Genomic DNA, 7294 nt, shown 5'->3' on the forward strand with positions numbered 1-7294 from the left:
GCGCAAAAGTCCGTTTTTGTCAGCGGACAAGTCAGCGCCCCCATGCTTTATGTATCAACGTAGCGATTTCTCCGTTTACGACATCGAGCGCATCCATTGCCCGCTCGTATGTGGAACGAGTCATCGCGTTTTTTTCGACTTCGTAGAGGCTCTGCTTGGTAATCCCCGCATCAGAAATCGCCGTGGATTTCAGCATCTGGTTCTTGAGGATGAACTCACCAAAAAGCGTGTGGAGGAACGCTACCATCTGCGCCTGCGGCTGATCCGTCGGCTCGTATCGCGTTATAAGATAGCGATACCACTCCAGGTTCACCTCGGCACCCGCTGCCCGGATTGGCTCCAGAATATTCCCGAGCATCAACAGGAATTGGCCCATTGACATGACATCGAGCATCTGCGGATGGATCGTTATCAAGACTGACGTTGCCGCGGTCAACGCTGTAATTGTCAAATAGCCCAGTTGCGGTGGGCAATCGATAACGACGACATCATATAGGGCGTCGACCTCACCCAATGCCGTCGAGATGCGCGTGAAGAACGCCTTTCCCACGTTAGACGTCCTGTCCGTCATCGCCAAAGGCGTGTCGTATTCGAATTCTTGCAGCTCAAGGTTTGCTGGGACGATATCCAGTCCCGGGAAATTTGTTGGCCTGATGATTTCCGAGAGAGAAACCTTCTCGTCGTCGTAGCGGATCGCATCGTAAAGCGATTTCGTCTGGTCGAGTTCTGGCTGGAACCCGTGCAGTGAAGACAGCGACGCCTGGGGATCAAGATCGACAGCCAATACACGGTGTCCCGTCAGAGCGAGATACTGGGCGAGATGAGCTGCTGTCGTTGTTTTGCCGCTACCTCCCTTGAAATTAACCACAGCTAGGATTTGAAGTTTCTCGCCCGACCGACGATGGGGAACATACATGCGGGCGTCGGAGCGCCCGTGTTGGTCAAGGTATTGGCGTAGCTCGATCATCTGCCCGGCCGTGTAGGATCGTCTGCCAGAAGACGAGGTTTCAGGTACTGGGCCTTTGCCCTCTAGATGTAGTTTTTTTAGATGGCTCTGAGAAACACCGAGATACGTCGCCACCTCCGCCAACGAAAAAGAACGCAAATTCTTCTTGGCGTGGGGAGGAAAACGCTGCATCGAGAGAAGGTGCAGCTTCTTTGATATCTGATCCCCTTGTTCGAGAATGCGTTTCTCGAACAGCAATGGGGTTTTCGCGGGAACGGGCGAACTCACGTTCATTCGATCAAGACTCTCTAAAAACGATTTTTGGCGGAATGTGGCCAAGCAACCGTCATTATGTCCGATTCGTTCGAACCGGCAAGAAGTTTTAAGTTAACAAGAGGTTAATGCCCTCTGCTCGCATTCTGCGCGGCATAACGAATATAATCTGATTCAAAGAATTGAATACGCTACGCAATTTGCCGATTTTGTCAGCGGACAAGAAACCTCCCTTTTGAAATTGCCCTTTGCACCGGGCAGGAGCTTCCAGTTCGGCCGGGCCACGTGCTGGGCATCGCCTAGCAATAGACGTCAGCAAGGCCGGGCGGTGTGAATGAAGACCTGTTTCAATGACATGCGCGTAGTAGTCGGCCCGAACTCGTCACCCACGATGAGCAGTAGTAATTCGACCTCGGCGATTGCTTTGTCCTGCACGATCGAGGTCATGGGACACGACAAGACTGCAGTAACCGGCGCGGCCATCTCACACCGGGCAATCAGATCAACAGCAAAAGCGGCTCTCTCAGAAATCCGCGGAACGGGCCTGAAACGAGTAATGTCTGGGCGGACTAATGCTCATCGCAGTGTTTCGGGCGAGGATCGAGGCGCAGGCTAGGCCGCGACTAACGCTTTGAGAAGACCTCAGCGGGTCAGCGACGGAGTGAAATGCTGTAAAGGCGCTGTGTGCCGGATGGGGGGCGGGTAGTAGGGACAGAGAGTCGGGCGAAGAGCCTATCAGCCAAGTTGGACCAGCGTTTTCGCAAGGATATGAAGTGGAACTGCCTCGACCTCATGTTTCAGCGGAAAGCGCTCCGCTCCCGGATAGACAACGAGGCGACGGATAGGATCTACGTCCTCGCACGCCAGATGAAAGCCCTTCTCCACTTTTGGCGTCAGGCTGCGCTTGATCTCGATCGCCCATGGGCGGCTGCCTGGAGGGGTCAAGAGGAGGTCGATCTCGGCGCCAGCGGATGTGCGATAGAAGTTGGCTTCTGTGCCGGGCGGTGCGACCGCAATCAACGTCTCAATAACAAAACCTTCCCAGCTGGCGCCGGCCACGGGGTGAGCGAGAACGTCCTCAAGGGTTGTCAGTCCAAGCAGCGTATGCGCAATGCCGCTGTCGCGCACGTAAACCCGCGGCGACTTGACCAGACGTTTTCCGACATTTGCATTCCACGGCTCGAGCCTTCGCACCAGCAGCAGATCGACTAGCAGGTCGAGGTACGAGGCAATCGTCTTGCCATCGACTCCGAGGGCCCGGGCAAAGTCGGCAGCGTTGAGGAGGCCGGATTGATGATGTGCCAGCATGGTCCAGAAGCGGCGCAGCGTTTCGGCCGGAATGCGAGGCCCGAGCAGCGGGATATCGCGCTCGAGGTAGGTGCGGATGAAGTCCTGCCGCCACCGCTGACTGGCGCGGTCGCTCGCCGCCAGAAGGCTGTCGGGAAAGCCGCCGCGCACCCACAAGGGGTTCAACTGTTCGGCCGGCACCTCCAGTCCGTCAATCGGATGCATCTCAAGATAAGCAATGCGGCCAGCGAGCGTCTCGCCAGTCTGCCTGAGGAGATCGATGGAAGCGGACCCCAGCAGCAGAAAGCGCCCTGTCTTCTTGCCGCTGCGGCGACCGCGGTCAATCAAGCCACGAAGATTCTGGAATAGGTTTGGAAGCCGATGGACCTCATCGAGGATCACCAACTCGCCCTCATGCTCGGCAAGGTAGAGCTCCGGCTCCGCGAGCTTGGCTCTGTCCGCATCGGACTCGAGATCGAGATAGATCGACGGCCGTGTCTCGGCTATTTCGAGCGCGAGTGTAGTCTTGCCGACCTGGCGCGGCCCAATCAGTGCCACGGCTGGGATAGTGTCTATCAGTTCGGCGAGTTGCGTTTCGATGCGGCGCTTGATCATCCTCGCAATTATGGAGTGCAATTCCTGATTTGCAAGGACGGACTGAAATTGATCAGCATTGAGCCTATTGGCACGCAACGCCCGAATTTGGGAGAGGTATGCCAGATTGGCAGGGGAGGGGACTTCGTCCTCTATAATCCCGACGCCTTGGTGAGGTTGATTCGAAACCGGTCGCGCCGCCGCTGATATCTGCGGGTCATCTCAGCGCTTGTGTGGCCGAGTTGCTTCTGCACATAGCGCTCGTCGACCTCGGCCGACGAGGCGAGGCCAGCGCGCAGCGAATGGCCGGAAAACTTTTGGCCGCGTTCGCCTTCCGACAAGCCGCCGCGCACGCCGGCAGCGAGCGCGGCGCGTTTGACCAGCCGCGCCACCTCCTGATCGTTGAGCCGCTCGGCCCCCACAGCTTTGCCCTGCCCCGTGACGCGGCGGAAGAGGGGGCCATGCGCGATGCGGGCCAGCTTCAGCCATGTCTGCAGGGCGACGACCGGGCAGGTGGCATCGGACGAGCCGCGGCCAATCTCGACCTCGCGCCAGCCGGTCTTGCCTCGCAGCGTAACCAGCACGCCCTTGTCCGGGAAAACTTCGATCCAGCCGCGGCCATCCTCGGTCTGATCGCGGCCAAGGTCGAGGCCGACGATTTCGGAGCGGCGCAAGCCGCCTGCGAAGCCCAAGAGCAGCATGGCGCGGTCGCGCAGGCCACGCAGCGTGCCATGATCGAGCGTTTCCAGCATGGCGACAAGATCGTCGCGCAGGACCGCCTCCTTTTGTCGGGGAGGTGAGGCGTGTTTGTTGCGGATGCCGGCGAGCACGGTGGCGATATGGCGGTCCTTCCGGTCGAGCGGTTGGCCGCGTTGCGCGTAGTTCCAGGTCAGCGACGACAAGCGGCGTTCGATCGTCGACACCGACTTTTTGTCCCGCTCCGATCCCGAAGCCTGGGCCGTGATGTAGAGGCCGACCACTTGTGGATCTGGCGGCAGCGGATCAAACGCCTGGCGCCGGCACCAGGCGCAAAAATGCTTCCAGTCGGCGGCATAAGCGCGACGGGTGTTTGCCGAACTCGCCGCCTCGACGTAATCGCGCGCGCGGACGGCCAGCTTTTCGAGATGCGCAGGCAGTGATGCTTGTCGCGAGTCGAGGACCTGCGTGGGAGGGGAGGGAGCCTCATCCGGGTGCCCGATTTCCATGACGACGTCGCCAATGTCAGGCAGGTCGCTGGTGTCGACCGCGTCGATGGGCGTCATGAAATTACCGGGACTGCCCATCGAAACTCTCGATCATTTGAATGTCACAGTGGTGCGATTCTGAGAGCCCCAACGTGCGACCAAAGCGCCCAATTGTCCACCGCGAGGTGCTTGACCAATAGCTCCCGAGATTTGCGCCGGTCGCGTACGACCACACGCTGGGTCTTGCTATAGCATGACCGGGCGACGGACCATGTCCGATCCAGTGTTGACCCTCCTAGGGCCCTCTTTCTCAGTGCCGATCCTTGCCTTCATGTTCAACATCCCTTATGTTTCGTTCAACAGGAGAATCCAGGATGAGCGTACGTGGCGCAACGGCAGCCGAAAGCGAGGAGCGGATCGCCCACACCCGGAACCGTCTGGTGCTTGAGCAGGCGAGGGCGGTCGGCCTTCTCGGCGCGGCCAAGAACACACGCCTTTCCGGCAGGGTGCCGTCGGAATTGATCGAGGCGGCAAAGAAGCGCGCTCATGTGACCTCCGACACTGAGCTGCTGGAGCTCGCCTTGTCGCGGCTGGCCCTCGAGGACGATTTTGGCGCCCGGCTCGTCCGCCGCAAGGGCAGCATCACCGCAGACATTGATCTTGGCGTTTGATCTCGGGAGCGCACTGCGTTCCCTCAAACTACAGCGGCGTGCCGGCGGGCTGGAACGGCGGCCGGATTCCGCTCTGTCCTGGGCAGGGGACCAGCCGCCTGTCGGCGGTGCATTGCTTCTCGACACGAGCGTCTATCTGGATGTCCTTCAGGGCCGCACGCCCAAAGTGGTCGATGACCTTTTGACCTATCGGCTCTGTCAGCACTCGGCCGTCTGCCTTGCCGAGCTCAGCCACCTGTTCGGCCGGCTCGACCCAGCGCACCCCACGTCGAAGTCGGTCCTGAAAGTGGTTGCAGGCACGATTGAAGACATTCCAGTGCACCGGCTGCATGCACCCGACGCCACCGCCTGGGGACGCGCCGGCATGCTTGCCGGCCTGCTGTTCCGGCTGAGCCGTCTGCCGAAAGGGGAGGGGCATGAACGCCGCTTCCTCAACGATGCGCTGATCTTTCACCAGGCCGGTCTGCTGGGCGCGACGGTCCTGACCGGCAATGTTCGGGATTTCGATTACCTCAACCAGCTTGTTCCGTCGGTGCGTGTGATCTTCTACCGGCCGGTGACAGACTTGCGCCCGCAGGGTTGAAAGCGTCTGTGGCAGATATGCCCGTGCACCGTGTTCGTCCAACCCTCCTTTAATGACTACCAGTCGTCAAAAAGGGTCGCTGACACTCTCCTGCGACCGTTGAAACGCGGGCGACAACGGCCATTTCTAACGTAAGGACAAACAACGAACGATAATGCAACATTATCGTTCATTGTGCTGATCCGACAGGCTGTGCGTTTTGGCGCGAAGATCATGGCGCAAAGCGCACGGGCACTTTACCCTCCAAACCATGATTCGCCTCGATCCCGCGACCACCAGCCCCGCCCCCATCGCGCCGCCGATCGTCCCGCCTTGGGCGCTCGCTCATAGCGGCGCTCTCAACGATGCTGACGCCGCCTTCCAGGCCGGCGCCGCGTTGGCTTCGCTCGACAGCCTCGCCAGGGCGGAGCCTTCGTGGTCCAACGCCTGGCGCCAGCGGCTGGCGCTTCGCTGCGCCGCCGCCAGCATGCGGCTCGCCGGCCGCTCAGAAGACGAGGCCGCGCTGCGCGACGCTTGGTACCTGCGCCCGGCCGGCGCCGATACCGGCCCCGCCGGCGCAGTTCTTGGCGCTTGGCGGCAGTTGGCCATGCAGCCGTCGGTCGACACTCACGACCGGCTCGAAAAGATCGTCGACCAGATCGGAATCCATTGGGACGACGCAGCGCTCGCCAACCTCTCCACGGAGATCGAAAAACTGGCGGGATTGCAGCGGCCGGCGCCGTTCACCGCCGCGGCGATCGCCGCTCACGTGGTTGCCATGCGACCAGACTGCGAGCTATTTGCCTGGTGGCTGGCCGACCTGGTGCTGGCAAAAAGTCTGCGCTGGCCGCGGCCGCTGCCGCTCCTGATGGCTCAGGCATTCGGTCCGGCTTTTCGCCGCGAGCCCGGCGGCGAGCGCATCCGGCCCGGCGAAAAAAGTTTTGAGCGCGCGGTCTGCGTCGCGCTGGTTCCAGCGGCAGCGGCGGCCTGCCGGCTGGCCGCCGATTTGTCGCGTCGCGCCGAAAGGCTCATCGCCATCGCACCAAAATTGCGCGCTAAGGGCGCCGGCGACGCGATCTTTTCGCTCCTCAACGAAGACGCCGTTTCGGGCTCGCTGACGACCAAAAACCTGTCCCGCTTTGCGGCGCGACGCCTGTTCGAGCGGCTGCAACAACTCGATGCCGTGCGCGAGCTTTCCGGCCGCACCACTTTTCGGCTGTTCGGACTCTAGCGATGAGCGAAGCGTCTGCCCGCCGCAAGCCGAACGGACAGCCTGTGTTGCTCGACACGGAACTGGACCACCTGCCGCCGGAGCTGCGCTGGCGAGAATGGATGGGCCGTGTCGAAGCGGTGGTCTTTGCGGCCAGCGAACCGGTACCGCGCGAGGTGCTGGCGCGCGTCGTCGGCAAAAGCTGCAATCTCGAGCTGGTCATCGACGACATCCGCGCCGAGCTCGCCGGCCGCCCCTATGAGCTGGTCGCGGTCGCCGGCGGCTGGCAGCACCGGACCAAAAAGGCCTTTGCCGACGTCATCCGCGGTGCATTCGGCACGCCCGCGGGGCAGGGGTCGAAAGAATTGTCACAATCTGAAGCGCTGGTTTTGATGTGCATTGCCTACTTCCAGCCGATCACCCGTGGCGAGCTCTCCAGCTTCTTCGGCAAGGAGGTGTCGCGCGACCTGATCGGCGTGCTACGCGCGCAGGAGCTGATCGCCTCGGGACCGCGTTCGCCGCAGCCCGGCGCGCCCTACACCTATGTGACGACCAAAAATTTTCTCT

7 protein-coding genes are annotated in these 7294 nt (G+C 61.0%); 4 read left to right on the top strand and 3 right to left on the bottom strand.

The annotated features are described in order from the left end of the window. Positions 1-31: 31 nt before the first annotated feature. The 3 genes from repA to NKI95_RS18635 all read right to left on the bottom strand — a co-directional run bounded on the left by repA (position 32) and on the right by NKI95_RS18635 (position 4362). Positions 32-1240 (bottom strand): plasmid partitioning protein RepA, encoded by a 1209-nt coding sequence (repA, locus tag NKI95_RS18625; protein WP_023680872.1) that lies wholly within the window; start codon positions 1238-1240, stop codon positions 32-34. A 714-nt stretch (positions 1241-1954) separates the two neighbouring features. After that, positions 1955-3121, bottom strand: a complete 1167-nt coding sequence (locus NKI95_RS18630; protein ID WP_352718747.1) for an ATP-binding protein — start codon at positions 3119-3121, stop codon at positions 1955-1957. A 131-nt stretch (positions 3122-3252) separates the two neighbouring features. Further along, positions 3253-4362 (bottom strand): site-specific integrase, encoded by a 1110-nt coding sequence (locus NKI95_RS18635; protein WP_352718749.1) that lies wholly within the window; start codon positions 4360-4362, stop codon positions 3253-3255. Between the two features lie 296 nt (positions 4363-4658). On the opposite strand from NKI95_RS18635, the gene NKI95_RS18640 reads away from it, so the two are divergent. The 4 genes from NKI95_RS18640 to scpB form a co-directional block, all read left to right on the top strand. Then, positions 4659-4955 (top strand): hypothetical protein, encoded by a 297-nt coding sequence (locus tag NKI95_RS18640; protein ID WP_352508233.1) that lies wholly within the window; start codon positions 4659-4661, stop codon positions 4953-4955. Next, the gene (locus NKI95_RS18645; protein ID WP_352718751.1) at positions 4945-5538 is read left to right on the top strand and encodes a type II toxin-antitoxin system VapC family toxin; all 594 of its coding nucleotides are present in this window, start codon (positions 4945-4947) and stop codon (positions 5536-5538) included. The genes NKI95_RS18640 and NKI95_RS18645 overlap by 11 nt, the downstream gene beginning before the upstream one ends. Positions 5539-5788: 250 nt before the next feature. Then, on the top strand, positions 5789-6748 hold the full coding sequence (locus NKI95_RS18650; protein ID WP_352718752.1) for a DUF1403 family protein: 960 nt from the start codon (positions 5789-5791) through the stop codon (positions 6746-6748). Between the two features lie 2 nt (positions 6749-6750). Then, the coding region (gene scpB, locus NKI95_RS18655; RefSeq protein ID WP_352718754.1) for an SMC-Scp complex subunit ScpB at positions 6751-7294 on the top strand (544 nt) is incomplete at its 3' end.

Origin of the sequence: Mesorhizobium sp. M0306 (genome assembly GCF_040321655.1) — a bacterium.
Classification (GTDB): Bacteria; Pseudomonadota; Alphaproteobacteria; order Rhizobiales; family Rhizobiaceae; genus Mesorhizobium.